The sequence below is a fragment of the Streptomyces sp. VNUA24 genome (assembly GCF_029167005.1).
GTDB classification, from domain to species: domain Bacteria; phylum Actinomycetota; class Actinomycetes; order Streptomycetales; family Streptomycetaceae; genus Streptomyces; species Streptomyces scabiei.
In genome coordinates, this window is the sequence record NZ_CP119143.1 from 1,602,495 (window position 1) to 1,619,034 (window position 16,540).

Below are 16,540 nucleotides of genomic sequence, written 5' to 3' on the forward strand. Positions count from 1 at the left end.
CGCTCTCGTCCTCCGTCCGGCCGCTACCGTCCTCCAGCGGCCGGACGGAAGCATGCCGAGACCGTCTTGCCGTGCCGCTGGCACTTCATCTCCAGCTCGTCGGCGAGCATCCGTACGATGCCCACGCCACGGCCGGAAACCTCACCGGCCTGCGGATGGCGCTGGCGCGGGAGAGTGGGGTCCTCGTCGTGGACGCTCACCTGGAGGCACTCACCGTCCCAGGTGAGGATGAGACGCGCGTCGCTGTGGGCGTGCACATGGGCGTTGGTGAGCAGTTCGGACACCGCGAGCACGATGGCGTCCACCGTCTGCGGCTCGGCGGCGGTCCACGGCAGGGACTCCAGCGTCCTGCGTGTCCACCGCCGCCCGGCCCGTACTCCCCCGGAGACGGGAAACGAATGTGCCCAGCCCTTCGCCTTGATCGTCACCGGCTTCCCCGTTCTGTCATCGAACCGTCCTCGAAACCGTCGTCGTACGGTCCGTGTGCCCGTCTCTCGCGTTCACAGACGTCCCGTCGCACGGAGAGGTCGTGAACGTCCGGATCCGGGCCGCCGCACACGCGGGTGCGCCCGGGCGTGGGCGACGGCCGGCAGAGGGCCCGGTCAGGCCACCTGGACGCCCACGATGCAGGTGTCGTCGTCCGTGTCGGACCTGCTGTGGGTGAGCAGACGGTCCAGCTGCTGGTCGAGCGTCGGCGGGACCGTGCGCGCGGCTGTGAGCAGCTGGGCCAGAGACTCCTCGACGGACCGGTCACGGCGCTCGATCAGGCCGTCCGTGTACATCAACAGCGTGTCGTCGACGGCCAGTTGGGCCTCGTGCTCCTCGTAGGTCGCCTCCGGCAGCGCGCCGAGCAGCAGGCCCTTGACCAGGGGCAGCGGTGTCGCTTCGCCGGCGCGCACCAGGACGGGCGGCAGATGGCCCGCCCTGGCCCAGCGCAGGGTGTGGCGGTCGGGGTCGTACAGGCCGCAGACGGCCGTGGCGGTGACGGCGCCGGTGAGATGGTGGGCGACCATGTTGAGCCAGGACAGCAGCTGGCCCGGCCCCGCGCCGGTCACGGCGAGTCCGCGCAGGGCGTTGCGCAGGACGACCATGCTGGTGGCGGCCTCTATGCCGTGCCCGGCGACGTCTCCCACGCACAGCAGGACCAGCCCGGACGGCAGCACCACCGCGTCGTACCAGTCGCCGCCCACCAGGTTCTGGGTCTCGGCGGGCCGGTAGCGCACGGCCACGCGCAGCCCGGGCGCCTCCAGCGGTGCCTGCGCCGGCGGCATGATCGCGTGCTGGAGCTGGAGGGTGAGGCGGTCGCGTTCGCTCGCCTGCTGCTCGGAGTGGGCGAGCTGGTCGCGGGTGGCGGCGAGGGCGACCTCCGTCCAGTGGTGGGCGGAGATGTCCTGGTAGGCGCCGCGGACCACGAACAGCCGGCCGTCGGATTCGAGGACCGGTTCGGCCACGACGCGGATGTGCCGGGTGACGCCGTCGGGACGCTGGAGCCGGAAGGCCGCGGAGGCGGGTCGGCGGTGGTGCAGCAGGGTGCGCAGGAACCGGCCGATGGCGACGGCGTCGTCGGGGTGGGCGTGGGCGGGCAGGTCCTCCAGGGGGACCGGGCCGCTGATGGACGGCTTGCCGTAGAGGCTGTAGAGCTGGCCGTTCCAGGTGATCTCGCCGGTGAGGAGGTTCTCCTCGAAGCCGCCGATGCGGCCGAGGCGCTGGGCGTGCTGCAGCAGGCTCGCCAGCCGGGCGGTCTCGTCCTCCACGCGCCAGATGAGCAGCACGCTGCCGCCGTGGCGGCTGATGTTGATGTCGGCGACCGCGGCCAGCGGGACCTCGTCCACCAGGGACGTCAGGCGCATACGGCGGGCCCGGAACGGCTCGCCGGTGGCGTAGACCCGCTCGACCTGCCCGAACAGCTCGCTCTCGCCGGCGGCCATCGGATAGGTCTCCAGCAGCAGGGCCCCGTTGACGACGCCGCGCGGCCGGCCGGCCGGGTCGAGGAAGCGGCTGTTGACGTGCTGGATACGGAAGTCGACGAGTTCCCCGGTGGCGTCCAGGTACGGGACGAGCACCAGCGCGGGATCGTGCAGACCGTCGGCCAGGTGGATCAGCTCGGCGACGTCCGGCTGTGCCTCGGTCCGGGCTCCCCCGTCGGCGGGCGACGGGACGAAGGTCTCCAGGGCGTGCGCGCACAGCTCGGCCAGCGCCTCGATCTGGCGGACGATCTGCGGGGGCTGGGCCGGCTGCGGTGTGGGCCAGACGATCTCCAGTACGCCGTGGATGCGGCCGCCGACGCCCGCGGGTACGGCGGCCCGGCCGCCGTCGGGGTGGTGGTGCCTGCCGATGGAGGGCAGGCCGGTCTCCGAGAGGCAGCCGATCCAGTGGCCCCGTCGCTCGCCGAGGCCGTGGCGGGCGACCGTGGCGACCCCCGGCGGGACGTACCGCCAGCGGGCCGCCTCCGCCGCCGGGAAGCCGGCGCTGCCCGCCAGGGTGAGGGAGCCGTCGGCGCCCAGCGCCCAGATGGCCACCGCTTCGGCGCCGAGCGGGGTCAGCGCGTGTTCCAGCAGGGAGTCGGCCACGGCCTGGGCGTCGTGGGCGGCCAGCGCGCCGCTCTCGGCGGTCCGCAGCCGTACGGCCGGGGAGCCGGCCACCGGCGTGTCGGGGGCGTCGTCGCGGCCCTCCGTGATCGCGAGGAAGGTGGTCGTGACCTCGGAGAGCCGGTCGCGCGCGGCCTGGTTGATGACGTCGACGGCGAATTCGAGGGGGGTCACGCCCGCCTGTTCGGTCAGCTCGGTGAGCTGGCGTGCCGCCTGCGAGGGCCCGCAGCCCAGCCGCTCGACGAGGATGCCCTTGGCGAGTTCGATCAGGGCCCGTCCGTCGGCCTCCGCCTGGGCCTCCTGCACCTCGCGGCGCAGCCGCTCCACGGTCGCCGCGAGCCGGCCGACCGGGGAGGAGGGCCCGGTACCGTCCGGCGCGCTCTCGTCCGTCCTCGCCGTGTCCGCCTGGCTCCCCTCTTCGTCCGCCGTGCCTTTTTTCCGGGGCGCCGTGACCGGGAGGTCGTCGCGGGCGACGGACAGCATGGCGAAGGGGTCGTCGGACAGCAGGCCGAGGTCCGCCGCCGGGTCGGCGGCGGACGGTCCGTCCTTCGGCGCGCCGGTGTCCTGCGGCTCGGCCGGCTGATGGGGATTGCTCACGTTCGACCTGTTCCTCGGCTCGGGTGTCCGTGGACACCACGGGGTCGGCTGGTGCGCGGGGCGGCCGGTGTCCTCGTCATTCGGACAGCCAGCGTCGGACGCGGCCGATGAGGTCGTTGGTGTCGACCGGCTTGGTGACGTAGTCGTTCGCGCCCGAGGCGAGACTCTTCTCCTGGTCGCCGGGCATGGCCTTGGCGGTGACGGCGATGATGGGCAGTTCGGCGTACTGGGGCATGGAGCGGATCTCCGAGGTGGCCGAGTACCCGTCCATCTCGGGCATCATCACGTCCATCAGGACCAGGGAGATGTCCGGGTGGGCGAGCAGCATCTCGATGCCCCTGCGGCCGTTGTCGGCGTGCAGGACCTGGAAGCCGTGCAGTTCGAGCATCCCGCTCAGTGCGAAGAGGTTGCGCGCGTCGTCGTCGACCACGAGCACCGTTCGGCCGAGGAAGGCGCCGTCGACGACCTGGGCGGCGGGGCGCTGGGATTCGTCGGCGCGGACCAGGGACAGCACGTCGCCCGGCTCCTCGGCGGACAGATGCAGCGTGATCCGTTCGCGCAGTTCGTCCAGGCTGGAGAGGAAGTCCAGCGGGCGGCCCTCGGCGCGGGTCCGCAGGGCCTGCTCCTGGGCCAGGTCCACGCGGTGGCCGGTGTGCACGAGGACGGGCACGCTGGCGAGCGCCGAGTCGCCCTCCATGGCCTCCAGCAGGCGGGCGCCCTCGCCGTCGGGCATGCCCAGTTCGAGGACCACGCAGTGGCAGGGTTCGGCGGCCAGCATGCTCGCCGCCTCCTGGGCGCCGATCGCGGTGATGATGTCGATCGCCCCGGGCGCGTCGTCACCGGGTGCCAGGTCCGCGACCGCGCGTTCGGCGACGAGGGTCAGCAGCCCGCGCGGGCGGTCCTCCACGACCAGCAGACGGCGGCGGCGCTGTTCCGATGCCGTGGGAGAGGCAGGCTCCGGGCGGTCCGCCGGCGGCAGTTCCCGGCCGTCGGTGTGCGGGGTGTCCGTCGACGCGCCTCCGCCGTCGAGCACTTCGGCGAAGTCCGCGCGGGCCACGGGCAGATAGAGGGTGAAGGTGCTGCCCTGGCCGGGCGTGCTGTCGACGGTGACGGCGCCGCCGAGCAGATGGGCGATCTCCCGGGTGATGGACAGGCCGAGGCCGGTGCCGCCGTACTTGCGGCTGGTGGTGCCGTCCGCCTGCTGGAAGGCTCCGAAGATCGTCTCCAGCTGCTGCTGGGGGATGCCGATGCCGGTGTCCTTCACCCGGAAGGCCACGACGGCGCCGCCGCGCAGGACGCCGGTGGGCACCTCGCGGTCGGCGGCGGGCTCGATGCTCAGGGTGACACCGCCGTGTTCGGTGAACTTCACGGCGTTGGACAGCAGGTTGCGCAGGATCTGCCGCAGCCGGGAGTCGTCGGTGAGGAGGTCCGCGGGGGTGCCCGGCGCGGTGGCCACCGTGAAGTCCAGGCTCTTCTGCGTCGTCATCGGGCGGAACGTCGCCTCGACGTACTCCAGCAGCTTGCGCAGCGGCACCCGTTCGGGGGTGACGTCCATCTTGCCCGCCTCGACCTTGGACAGGTCGAGGATGTCGTTGATCAGCTGCAGCAGGTCCGAGCCGGCCGAGTGGATGATGCCCGCGTACTCGACCTGTTTGGGCGTCAGGTTGCGGGAGGGGTTCTGGGCCAGCAACTGGGCGAGGATCAGCAGGCTGTTGAGCGGTGTGCGCAGTTCGTGGCTCATGTTCGCCAGGAACTCGGACTTGTACTTGGACGCCAGCGCCAGCTGCTGCGCGCGGGTCTCCAGTTCCTGCCGGGCCTGTTCGATCTCCAGGTTCTTGGCCTCGATGTCGCTGTTCTGCGAGGCCAGGAGGGATGCCTTCTCCTCCAGTTCGGCGTTGGAGCGCTGCAGTTCGTCCTGCTGGACCTGCAACTCCTCGGAGCGTGCCTGGAGTTCGGCGGTCAGCCGCTGGGACTCCCCCAGCAGCTCGTCGGTGCGCGCGTTGGCCACGATGGTGTTGAGGTTGACACCGATGGTCGGCATCAGCTGGGAGAGGAAGTCCTGGTGGATCTGGGTGAAGGGGGTGACGGAGCCCAGTTCGATGACACCGAGGACCTGGTCCTCGACCACGATGGGCAGCACCACCAGGGCGCTGGGCACGGCCTCTCCGAGACCGGAGGAGATGGTCACGTAGTTCGGGGGCAGTTCCTCGACGCTGATGGGGCGGCGGTTGCGGGCGGCCTGCCCGACCAGGGAGCGTCCGACGGGGATGCGCTCGGGCCGGTCGGTGTCGTCGGGGTAGCCGTAGGAGCCCACCAGCCGCAGTTCGTGACCGCGCTCGGTGTCCTCGGCGAGGTAGAAGGCGCCGTACTGGGCGGAGGCGAGCGGCGCGAGCTCGTCCATGATGAGTTCGGCGACGACGGGCAGCTCGCGGTGGCCCTGCATCAGGCCGGAGATGCGGGCCAGGTTGGTCTTCAGCCAGTCCTGTTCCTGGTTGGCCCGGGTGGTCTCCCGCAGCGACTCCACCATGGAGTTGATGTTGTCCTTGAGGTCGGCGACCTCGCCCGACGCCTCCACGGTGATGGAGCGCGTCAGGTCGCCCTCGGCGACGGCGCTGGTGACCTCGGCGATCGCCCGGACCTGACGGGTGAGGTTCCCGGCGAGTTCGTTGACGTTCTCGGTGAGGCGCTTCCAGGTGCCCTCGACACCCTCCACCTCGGCCTGTCCGCCGAGCCGCCCCTCACTGCCGACCTCGCGGGCGACACGGGTGACCTCGGCGGCGAACGACGACAGCTGGTCGACCATCGTGTTGATGGTGGTCTTCAGCTCCAGGATCTCGCCCCGGGCGTCGACGTCGATCTTCTTCGAGAGGTCGCCGCCGGCCACGGCCGTGGTCACCAGGGCGATGTTGCGGACCTGGCCGGTGAGGTTGTTGGCCATGGAGTTGACGTTGTCGGTGAGGTCCTTCCACGTGCCCGCGACGTTGGGTACGTGGGCCTGGCCGCCGAGGCGCCCCTCGGTGCCGACCTCGCGGGCGACGCGGGTGACCTCGTCGGCGAACGCGGAGAGCGTGTCGACCATGGTGTTGATGACGTCCGCGAGGGCCGCGACCTCGCCCTTGGCCTCGACTGTGATCTTCTGGGAGAGGTCGCCGCGCGCGACGGCGGTGGCGACCTGGGCGATCGAGCGGACCTGTCCGGTCAGGTTCGACGCCATCACGTTGACGTTGTCCGTCAGGTCCTTCCAGGTCCCCGACGCGCCCCGGACGATGGCCTGTCCGCCGAGGTTGCCCTCGGTGCCGACCTCGCGGGCGACGCGCGTGACCTCGTCGGCGAAACCGGACAGCTGATCCACCATCGTATTGATGGTGTTCTTCAACTCCAGGATCTCGCCCCGCGCGTCCACGGTGATCTTCTGCGACAGATCACCCTGCGCCACCGCCGTGGCCACCTGGGCGACGTTGCGGACCTGCGCGGTGAGGTTGCCCGCCATGAAGTTCACGGAGTCCGTGAGGTCGCGCCAAGTCCCCTTGACGCCCTGGACGTCCGCCTGACCGCCGAGCCGTCCCTCGGTGCCGACCTCGCGGGCGACGCGCGTGACCTCGTCCGCGAAACCGGACAGCTGATCCACCATCGTATTGATGGTGTTCTTCAACTCCAGGATCTCGCCCCGCGCGTCCACGGTGATCTTCTGCGACAGATCACCCTGCGCCACCGCCGTGGTCACCTGGGCGACGTTGCGGACCTGGGAAGTGAGGTTGCCCGCCATGAAGTTGACCGAATCGGTCAGGTCGCGCCAGACGCCGCCGACGCCCGGAACCTGCGCCTGACCGCCGAGCCGTCCCTCGCTGCCGACCTCACGGGCGACGCGCGTGACCTCGTCGGCGAACGCGGAGAGCTGGTCGACCATCGTGTTGACGGTCTCCTTGAGCTGCAGGATCTCGCCGCGCGCGGGCACGTCGATCTTCTGCGACAGATCGCCCTTGGCGACCGCGGTCGCCACCTGCGCGATGTCACGTACCTGGGTGGTCAGATTGCCCGCCATGGCGTTGACCGAGTCGGTCAGGTCGGCCCAGGTGCCGGAGACGCCCGGCACCTCGGCCTGGCCGCCGAGCGTGCCCTCGGTGCCGACCTCCCGCGCCACCCGCGTCACTTCCGACGTGAACACGGACAACTGGTCCACCATGCCGTTGAAGACCGTGGCGATGTCGCCGAGCAGGCCCTCGCCGTCGGACGGCAGCCGGGTACCGAAGTCACCGTCCCGTACGGCGGTCAGCCCGGCCAGGAGCTGACGTAGCTCCTGCTCGCCGGGCGCCCGGTCGGCGGCCTCGATCGTCTTGCTGCTCATGCGCACCCTCGTTCCGCTCCCCAAGAGCCCTCGCGCCGAGGACTCGGAACCCGCGCCGGACCCGGACAGGCCCGCTCATCGCCCGCGTTTCCGCAGTTCACGCATCCGCCCGATGAGAAAATTCGGTGAAGGTTAACTCAGTTGTCGTCCGACAACCAAAGCCTGATTCGGGGATCCGGGCCACCCCGAAAAGATACCGCCCGGGGTGGCATACATACCCGCGGGTGGGGCACTCGTCGGGGTTCGCCGAAGCCCCGGCCGAACCCGGCCGAACCCCGGCCGGACCCCGGACGAAGCCCGGCCGAACCCCTGACGAAGCCCTGACCGCCGCCCCGGACGAAGCCCCGACCGAAGGTCCCGACCGAAGCTCCCGACGAAGCCCGGCGGAGCCCCGTGCGGGTACCGCCCCGGCCCCGTACGAACGCCCTCGCAGGATTCCGGAAAAAAATGTGGTCGGCGATGTCGAGAACCCGCATCCAGCTCCGTCCCCGGTGCGAACGCGGCCACAATGGCCGCACCGGTACCGAGGAGAACCACGATGGCCAAGTACCTGCTGCTCAAGCACTACCGCGGCGCACCGGCCGCGGTGAACGACGTACAGATGGATCAGTGGACACCGGAGGAGATCTCGGCGCACATCCAGTACATGAACGACTTCGCGGCCCGGCTGGAGAAGACCGGCGAGTTCGTGGACGGCCAGGCGCTCGCCCCCGAGGGGACCTGGGTCCGGTACGACGGCGAGGGCCGCCCGCCGGTCACCGACGGCCCGTTCGCCGAGACCAAGGACCTCATCGCCGGCTGGATGGTGATCGACGTCGACAGCCACGCACGGGCCGTCGAGCTGGCCGGGGAGCTGTCGGCCGCCCCCGGGGCCGGCGGGAAGCCGATCCACGAGTGGCTGGAGCTGCGCCCCTTCCTGTCCGCGCCGCCCACCATCACGGAGTGACCCCGTCGATGGACGAGGCACTGCTGCGCGGCCTCACCCCCGGTGTGCTCGCCGTTCTCGTCCGCCGCGGAGCCGACTTCGCGGCGGCCGAGGACGCCGTGCAGGACGCGCTGCTGGAGGCGCTGCGCGTCTGGCCGTCCGATCCGCCGCGGGACGCGAAGGGCTGGCTGGTCACCGTGGCCTGGCGCCGGTTCCTCGACGCGACCCGCGCGGACGCCGCCCGGCGCCGGCGCGAGGACCTCGTCGAGGAGGAGCCGGCGCCCGGGCCCGCGCCCGGCACGGACGACACGCTCCGGCTCTACTTCCTGTGCGCCCATCCCTCGCTCACGCCGTCGTCGGCGGTCGCGCTCACCCTGCGCGCCGTCGGCGGGCTGACCACCCGCCAGATCGCGCAGGCGTATCTGGTGCCCGAGGCGACCATGGCGCAGCGGATCAGCCGGGCCAAGCGCACGGTCTCGGGTGTGCGCTTCGACCGGCCCGGCGACGTCGCCACCGTGCTGCGCGTCCTGTACCTGGTCTTCAACGAGGGCTACTCGGGGGACGTCGACCTCGCCGCCGAGGCCGTCCGGCTCACCCGGCAGCTGGCGGCCGCGATCGATCATCCGGAGGTGGCGGGACTGCTCGCCCTCATGCTGCTGCACCACGCCCGGCGGGCCGCCCGTACCGCGCCCGACGGCAGCCTGGTGCCGCTCGCCGAGCAGGACCGCGGCCGATGGGACACCGCGTCCATCGCCGAGGGCATCGGCATCCTGCAGAAGGCACTCGCCCGCGACCGGCTGGGCGAGTTCCAGGCCCAGGCCGCCATCGCCGCGCTGCACGCGGACGCTCCCACGGCCGAGGAGACCGACTGGGTGCAGATCGTCGAGTGGTACGACGAACTCGCGCGGCTGACCGACAGTCCGGTCGTGCGGCTCAACCGCGCGGTGGCCGTGGGCGAGGCCGACGGCCCGCGCGCCGGACTGGCGGCGCTCGCGCTCGTTCCGGACGCGACCCCTCGGCACACGGCGGTGGCGGCGTATCTCCATGAGCGCGACGGGGATGCGGCGACGGCGGTACGGCTGTACGCCGAGGCGGCGCGGCAGGCGCCCAACCTCGCCGAGCGCGACCATCTGACCCGCCAGGCGGCCCGGCTGAATGCCCACCGGCACGGCTGATCACCGACGCTCGGCCCGACCGGGGCACGCGGCACACCCTCGCAGACCGATATGTGCCGATATGACTTGAATCCTGCGAGGCGGGGTACTCCGTCCATCGCGACGACGCCACGACCGGCGTCCCCTCGACCAGGAACAGGCAGGTCGGCCCATGTCGAAGCACACACGATCGTCCGAGCCACCGCACGGGAAGGGCCCGAGCCGTCACGAGGGCACCGGGCAGCACGGCTGGTCGCCCGATGTGGACGAGACATCTCAGCAGGACAACCCGAGCGCCCCCCGTTCGTTCCGCACGGCCCAGCACGCCGAGGAGAGGGGCCGGGGCCGCACGAAGTCGGCGCAGGAGAAGAAGTCCGTCCCGGGCGACACGGCGAAGAGCCACGGCACACGTGGCGAGGAGTACGGCGACGCGGACGAGAAGGGCCGTCGCGACACCGGCCGCCGGGGCCGCTCCCAGCGCCCCAGCGGCGGTAGGGACGCCTCCTCCTCGACCGGCGTGGATCCCCAGGACTCGCCGCCGTCCGGTCACCGGTAGGCGGTGCCCGCCGGTGTCCGGACGGCGGCCGCCCCGGCGGGGCGAGCCGCCGGAGCGGGTCAGCAGATCCGCGGCAGCTGCTCGCCGATCGGCTGATCGACCACCCGCGTCCCGCCCAGTCCGGTACGGGCGACGACCATGCCGGGATGCGCCTCGACGGCCTCCCCGATGATCACGGAATCGGCGCCGAGGGGGTGGGCTCGCATCGCCTCCAGGACGGCGTCGGCGTGCTCGCGCGGGACGAACGCCACGAGCTTGCCCTCGTTGGCGATGTACATCGGGTCCAGCCCGAGGATGGCGCAGGCATTGGCCACGGGCTCCGGAACCGGCACCGCGCGTTCCCGGATCACGACCCCGGTGCCGGAGGCCGCCGCGATCTCGTTGAGGGAGGCCGCGAGACCCCCTCGGGTGGGATCACGCAGGACGTGCAGGTCGGGGGTGACGGCGAGCATGGTCTCGACGAGACCGCCGAGAGCCGCGCAGTCGCTCGTGATCTCCACGCCGAACTCCAGGCCCTCGCGCACGCTCATGATCGCGACCCCGTGGACGCCGATGGCACCGCTGACGATCACCACGTCGCCGGGGACGACCCGCTGCGGCCGCAGATCGACGCCCGCCGGTACGAGGCCGATGCCCGCCGTGTTGATGAAGATCCCGTCGCCGTGGCCGGCCTCCACCACCTTGGTGTCACCGGTGGCCACCTCCACACCGGCGGCGCGCGCGGCCGCCCCCAGCGCCCGGGAGACCCGGGTGACCGTCTCCAGTTCGACGCCCTCCTCCAGGATGAATCCGCAGGAGAGGTAGGCGGCACGGGCGCCGCTCATGGCGAGGTCGTTGACGGTTCCGTTGACCGCCAGGTCGCCGATGCTGCCGCCGGGGAAGAACAGCGGGCGCACGACGTAGGAGTCGGTGGAGAACGCCAGCCGTGCGCCGCCCAGGGAGAGGACGGCCGCGTCGCCCAACTGGGAGAGGGCCTCGCCCCCGTAGGCGGGCGTGAAGATCTGCTGGACCAGTTCGGCGGAGAGGACTCCGCCGCCGCCGTGGCCCATGACGACGCGGGGCCGGTCCCGCACGGGTGCGGGGCAGGTCCACGCCTCGATGTCGAGCGCGGCGGGGGCGGGGAGGTCGGTGGTGTCAGACAACGGGGCTCGTCTCCCGGGCCTCGGTCGCGGCGGGCATGTCCAGGCGCCGGTAGAGGTAGTAGGCGGCGCAGGCGCCCTCGCTGGAGACCATGGTGGCTCCCAGGGGGGTGCGCGGGGTGCACAGGGTGCCGAACGCCTCGCACTCGTGCGGCTTGAGGAGCCCCTGGAGGACTTCACCGCTGCGGCACGCCTCGGGTTCGGCCGTGCGGATGTCCCCGACGGAGAAGCGGTGTTCGGCGTCGTGGTCGCGGTACTTCGGCGCCAGCCGCCAGCCGCTGTCGGGGATCACACCGATCCCGCGCCAGGCCCGGTCGGTTACCTCGAAGACGTCCTCCAGCATCGCCCGGGCGGCCGCGTTGCCCTCGGGCCGCACGGCACGGGCGTAGGCGTTGTCGACCCCGTGCTCGCCGCGCTCCAGCCGGTGGACGGCCCGGCGTACGCCTTCGAGGATGTCCAGCGGCTCGAAGCCCGTCACCACGATCGGTACGCGGAACCGCTCCGCCAGCTCCGGGTACTCCCCCACGCCCATCACGCTGCAGACGTGCCCGGCGGCGAGGAAGCCCTGCACCCGGCAGCTCGGCGAGGACATGATCGCCTCGATCGCCGGGGGGACGCGGACGTGGGAGACCAGCATGCTGAAGTTCTTGATCCCCTGCTTGCGGGCCTGATGGACCGTCATCGCGTTGGGGGGTGCCGTCGTCTCGAAGCCGATGCCGAAGAACACCACCTCGCGGTCGGGGTTCTGCCGGGCGATGCGCAGCGCGTCGAGCGGCGAGTAGACCACCCGTACGTCACCGCCCTCGCCGCGGACCTGGAACAGGTCGCGGCCGGTGCCGGGCACCCGCAGCATGTCCCCGAAGGAGCAGAAGATCACCTCCGGCCGGGAGGCGATCTCCAGCGCCTTGTCGATGACCTCCAGCGGGGTCACACACACCGGACAGCCCGGGCCGTGGATCAACTCGACCTGCTCCGGGAGGAGTTGGTCGATGCCGTGCCGGATGATGCTGTGCGTCTGGCCTCCGCACACCTCCATCAGCGCCCAGGGCCTGGTCACCGTCGCGTGGATGTCGTCGAGGAGCCGCCGTGCCAGCTCCGGGTCCTGGAACTCGTCGATGTACTTCACGGGTTGCGCACCTCTTCCACCGGATCCATGCCCGCCTCCGCCGCCGCCATCTCCCAGGGGTCGCCGAACTCCTCCTGCAGCATGCCGAGTTCGGCGAAGAGTTCGAGCGTCTGCCGTGCCGACTCCTCGTCCAGGCGCTGCAGCGCGAACCCGACGTGGACGATGGCGTACTCGCCGACCTGGAGATCGGGCAGATACTCCAGGCACACCTCCTTGACCACACCGCCGAAGTCGACGGTGGCCATCCGGGTGCCCTCCCGTTCCTCGATGTCCAGCACTCTGCCGGGTACCGCCAGGCACATGAGCCTCTCCTCGCTGTGGATCGCGCGCCGGTCAGTCGGCGGGCGCGGGGGCGACGGCCGTGGTGCGGGCGGCCACCATCAACTGCCCCAGCGCCAGGCCGCCGTCGTTGGGTGGCACCAGGTGGTGCCGCAGGACCGTGAAGCCGTCCTCGCTCAGGCCGGCGGCACAGGCCGAGGAGAGCAGCGTGTTGGCGAACACGCCTCCCGTCAGGGCGACCGTGTCCAGCCCGTGCCGCTCGCGCGCCCGCCCGCACATCGCGCGCACCAGGGCGGCCACACCCCGGTGGAAACGGGCCGCGATCAGGGCCGGCGCGATGCCCGCGCGCAGGTCGTCGACGACCGCCGCGAGCACGGGCGCAGGATCGGCCCGTACGGCCTCGGCCCCACCCTCCCGCGCGGTGTGGACGGCGAAGACGTACGCCTCGGTGTCCCCGGCCGGCGCGTGCAGGGCCCTGCCCTCCAGTTCGACGGCGGCCTGCGCCTCGTATCCGGAGCGGTGGCACACGCCGGCGAGCGAGGACACCGCGTCGAACAGCCGGCCCATGCTGGAGGTGGGGACACAGTTCAGGTTCCGCTCCAGCTGCGTGTCCAGGAGCCGGAGTTCGTCGGGCGGGCAGGCGATCACACAGGGCAGGTCCGCGGACCAGGCGAGTCCGGCCGCCCGCAGATGGGCCAGCGCCATCCGGTACGGCCGGCGCACCGCGGTGTCGCCGCCGGGCAGCGGCACGTGGGCGAGGTGCCCGAACCGGGTGAAGCGGTCGTAGTCGGCGAGCAGGAACTCCCCGCCCCAGACGGCTCCGTCGTCGCCGTGTCCCGTGCCGTCGAAGGCGACGCCGATCACCGGCCGGGTGCCGTCCAGCCCGTGTTCGGCCATCGCGGCGGCGATGTGCGCGTGATGGTGCTGGACGCGCGCGACGGGCCGGTGTGCCGCGTTCCGCTCGGCCCAGTGTGCCGAGCGGTAGCCGGGATGCCGGTCGGACACCAAGGTCTCGGGCCGCACCCCGGTGAGGGACTCCAACTGTGCCGCCGCGCGCTCGAAGGCCCGCTGCGTGGCGACGTCGTCCATGTCGCCGATGTGCGCCGACAGCCAGGCGCGGCGGCCCGAGCCCAGACAGAACGTGTTCTTCAGGTCTCCGCCGACCGCGAGGGCGGGCCGCACGGGCAGCGGCAGGGGGATCGGGAGCGGGGCGTAGCCGCGCGAGCGGCGGATCACCAGGGGCCGCCCGTCGCAGACCCGGACCACGGAGTCGTCGCACGGGACGTGGATCGGCCGGTCGTGGGTGAGCCAGGCGTCGGCCAGGTGCGCGAGCCGCTCCAGCGCCTCGGTGTCGTCGGTGACGATCGGCTCGCCGGAGACGTTGCCGCTGGTCATGACCAGCAGGCGGGGTCCGTCCGGGTCACCGGGCAGGCCGAGCAGCAGATGGTGCAGGGGTGTGTACGGCAGCATCAGGCCGAGGTCGGGGCTGCCGGGCGCGACGGCGTCGGCCGGCCGGGGCTCCCCGGAAGCGTCCGGAAGACGCCTGACCAGAACGACCGGCCTCGCCGCGTCTTCGAGCAGCCCGCGTTCCTCCGCGCTCAGCCGGACGAGGTGCCGGACGTCGTCCGTCGTCCGTGCCATGACGGCGAACGGCTTGTCGCCGCGCGCCTTCCGGCGGCGCAGCAGGGCGACGGCGGCCGGGTTCGTGGCATCGCACGCCAGGTGGTAGCCGCCCAGGCCCTTCACGGCGAGGACGGCGCCCCGCGCGAGCAGGGCGCGCGCCTCGCCGACCGGGTCCGTGCCGTCGGACTCGGTGAGCCCCGGACGGGGTCCGGCGATCAGCCGCAGTCGCGGTCCGCAGGCCGGGCAGGCCACGGGCTGGGCGTGGAAGCGCCGGTCGGCCGGGTCCGCGTACTCGCGGGCGCAGTCGGGGCACATCGGGAAGCCGGCCATGGTGGTGGCGGCCCGGTCGTAGGGCACACCGGTGACGATGGTGAAGCGCGGGCCGCAGTGGGTGCAGTTGACGAACGGGTGACGGTGGCGCCGGTCCGCCGGGTCGGCCAGTTCGGTGAGGCAGTCCGCGCAGGTGGCGGAGTCCGGGGAGACCAGGGTGCGGGCCGGGCCGCCACCGCGGGAGGCGAGGATGGTGAACGCGGTGCCGTCGCCGACGGTGGGCATCTCACGGTGCTCGACGGACTCGACACGGGCCAGCGGCGGCGCCTGGGCGGCGATCCGGTCGCAGAACCGGGCCACGGCCGAGGCGGCGCCCTCGACCTCCACGACCACGCCCTCCGCGGTGTTGGTCACGTGTCCGGCCAGGGCGAGTTCGGTGGCGAGGCCGTACAGATAGGGGCGGAAGCCCACGCCCTGCACCACTCCCCGCACGACGACCCGGCGGCGCAGGGGGGCCGACCCGGCGACCGCGGACGGGGCCTGCGGAGCGCTCACGGGTGGGTGTGGGCCAGGGCGCCGTCGGCCTCCGGACGCGCGTGGGCGTGAGCGTCGTCGTGGGCGTGCTCGTGGACGTGCTCGTGGGTGTGGACGTGCCCGCGGTGGTGGGGCTGTCCGGCCATCACCGGCGTGTGGACGGGGGCGCCGTCCGCCGCCGCCAGCGCCCGGTCGAGCAGAGCGCCGACCCCCCGCCCCCGGCGTGCCGAGGTCATGACGATCTCGACTCCCGGGTTGACCTGCTCCACGTGCGCGCGGAACGCGACCTCGTCGAACTCGACCGCCTCCGCGAGGTCGGTCTTGGTGACCACGACCAGGTGCGCGAGACCGAAGGCGGTGGGGTACTTCAAGGGCTTGTCCTCGCCCTCCGTCACGGAGGCGAGAGCGACCCTCAGGGTCTCCCCGAGGTCGTAGCCGGCGGGGCAGACCAGGTTGCCGACGTTCTCCACGAACAGCAGCCGTGTGCCGTCGGGCAGCCATCCGTCCAGATGCCCGGCGAGCATGTCCGCCTCCAGGTGGCACAGTCCGTCGGTGAGCACCTGTTTGACCGGGACGCCCGAACGCGCCAGGCGGACCGCGTCGTTCTCGGTGGCGAGATCGGCGCTCAGGGCCGCGACGGGGACGGACCGCTCACGTGCCCGCAGCAGTTCCTGCTCCAGCAGCGCGGTCTTCCCGCTGCCCGGGCTGGACAGCAGGTTGACGACCGCCGTGCCCCGGGCGGCGAGGTACGAGCGCAGTTCGCGGGCGCTCGCGTCGTTCTTCGCCAGGACGGCCCGGCGCAGGTCGGCGACACGACACATGGTTCAGCGCTCCTCGGAGATGGGTTCGCGGGTGGGCGGGTGCGCGGTGCCGTCGTTCTCCCAGCGCACGTCGACGATCTGCAGTTCCCGGCCCGCGAGCAGGTCGGTCCGCGTTCCGCCGCAGGCGGGGCAGGTCAGGCGGGGCGGCATGCCGACGGCCCATTCGTGGGCGCAGGGCGTGCAGCGGGCCCGCCCCTGCACCGGTTCGGTGACCAGTTCGGCGCCTTCCAACAGGGTTCCGGCGCAGGCCAGTTCGAAGCTGAAGGCGAGTGCGTCGGGTACGACGCCGGCGAGTTCGCCCACCCGGAGCCGTACCGCTCGGACCGCCGTGACGTCCCCGGCCCGGTCGGCGGCCTCGGCGACCTGGTCGACGACGGCCAGCGCGACGGACATCTCGTGCATGGGCTCTCGTCCTTCCACCGGCTGCCGGCCTCGCACCGGGGTTCATTAGAGGGGGCGCGGCCGGGTCGAACGGCCCGGCACGCCGTGACCGGTCGGCGGGTACACCGTTCGACCCAACCGCACGGGAGCCCGTGCTCCTCGCGTCGCTCACATGCGGCGGATCCGCAGGTAGCGCCTGACG

General features: G+C 72.4%; 12 protein-coding genes. 3 read left to right on the forward strand and 9 right to left on the reverse strand.

Going from position 1 to position 16,540, the window contains the following annotated elements; translation table 11 throughout:
• Nucleotides 1-23: 23 nt before the first annotated feature.
• The 3 genes from PYR72_RS06595 to PYR72_RS06605 all read right to left on the reverse strand — a co-directional run bounded on the left by PYR72_RS06595 (nt 24) and on the right by PYR72_RS06605 (nt 7,530).
• The gene (locus tag PYR72_RS06595) at nt 24-428 is read right to left on the reverse strand and encodes an ATP-binding protein (RefSeq protein WP_275454376.1); all 405 of its coding nucleotides are present in this window, start codon (nt 426-428) and stop codon (nt 24-26) included.
• A gap of 174 nt (nt 429-602) precedes the next feature.
• Nucleotides 603-3,185 carry a SpoIIE family protein phosphatase gene (locus tag PYR72_RS06600; protein ID WP_275454377.1) on the reverse strand — a complete coding sequence of 861 codons (2,583 nt, stop codon included), beginning with the start codon at nt 3,183-3,185 and terminating at the stop codon, nt 603-605.
• Between the two features lie 76 nt (nt 3,186-3,261).
• Nucleotides 3,262-7,530: a HAMP domain-containing protein gene (locus PYR72_RS06605; protein ID WP_275454378.1), complete on the reverse strand. Its 4,269-nt coding sequence runs from the start codon at nt 7,528-7,530 to the stop codon at nt 3,262-3,264.
• A gap of 538 nt (nt 7,531-8,068) precedes the next feature.
• Between PYR72_RS06605 and PYR72_RS06610 the strand changes: the two genes are divergently transcribed.
• From PYR72_RS06610 to PYR72_RS06620, 3 genes are all read left to right on the forward strand, one after another.
• On the forward strand, nt 8,069-8,476 hold the full coding sequence (locus PYR72_RS06610; RefSeq protein WP_275454379.1) for a YciI family protein: 408 nt from the start codon (nt 8,069-8,071) through the stop codon (nt 8,474-8,476).
• A gap of 8 nt (nt 8,477-8,484) precedes the next feature.
• Nucleotides 8,485-9,630, forward strand: a complete 1,146-nt coding sequence (locus PYR72_RS06615; RefSeq protein ID WP_275460343.1) for a DUF6596 domain-containing protein — start codon at nt 8,485-8,487, stop codon at nt 9,628-9,630.
• Between the two features lie 151 nt (nt 9,631-9,781).
• Nucleotides 9,782-10,165 (forward strand): hypothetical protein, encoded by a 384-nt coding sequence (locus PYR72_RS06620; protein WP_275454380.1) that lies wholly within the window; start codon nt 9,782-9,784, stop codon nt 10,163-10,165.
• Between the two features lie 59 nt (nt 10,166-10,224).
• Here PYR72_RS06620 and hypE read toward each other — a convergent pair whose 3' ends face one another.
• The 6 genes from hypE to PYR72_RS06650 are packed head-to-tail and all read right to left on the reverse strand — an operon-like array spanning nt 10,225 to nt 16,359.
• A complete protein-coding gene (gene hypE, locus PYR72_RS06625) occupies nt 10,225-11,307 on the reverse strand; it encodes a hydrogenase expression/formation protein HypE (RefSeq protein ID WP_275454381.1) in 1,083 nt (360 codons plus the stop codon).
• Entirely contained in the window at nt 11,300-12,430 is a 1,131-nt protein-coding gene (gene hypD / locus PYR72_RS06630) for a hydrogenase formation protein HypD (protein WP_275454382.1), read from the reverse strand. Before hypD ends, hypE begins: the two co-directional genes overlap by 8 nt.
• Nucleotides 12,427-12,732 carry a HypC/HybG/HupF family hydrogenase formation chaperone gene (locus PYR72_RS06635; protein ID WP_078580274.1) on the reverse strand — a complete coding sequence of 102 codons (306 nt, stop codon included), beginning with the start codon at nt 12,730-12,732 and terminating at the stop codon, nt 12,427-12,429. The genes hypD and PYR72_RS06635 overlap by 4 nt, the downstream gene beginning before the upstream one ends.
• Before the next feature lie 31 nt (nt 12,733-12,763).
• Nucleotides 12,764-15,157, reverse strand: coding sequence for a carbamoyltransferase HypF (gene hypF, locus PYR72_RS06640; RefSeq protein WP_275454383.1), 2,394 nt, complete (start codon nt 15,155-15,157; stop codon nt 12,764-12,766).
• Nucleotides 15,154-15,957: a hydrogenase nickel incorporation protein HypB gene (gene hypB / locus PYR72_RS06645; RefSeq protein ID WP_275454384.1), complete on the reverse strand. Its 804-nt coding sequence runs from the start codon at nt 15,955-15,957 to the stop codon at nt 15,154-15,156. The genes hypF and hypB overlap by 4 nt, the downstream gene beginning before the upstream one ends.
• 3 nt (nt 15,958-15,960) lie before the next feature.
• Entirely contained in the window at nt 15,961-16,359 is a 399-nt protein-coding gene (locus tag PYR72_RS06650; RefSeq protein WP_275454385.1) for a hydrogenase maturation nickel metallochaperone HypA, read from the reverse strand.
• Between the last annotated feature and the right edge of the window lie 181 nt (nt 16,360-16,540).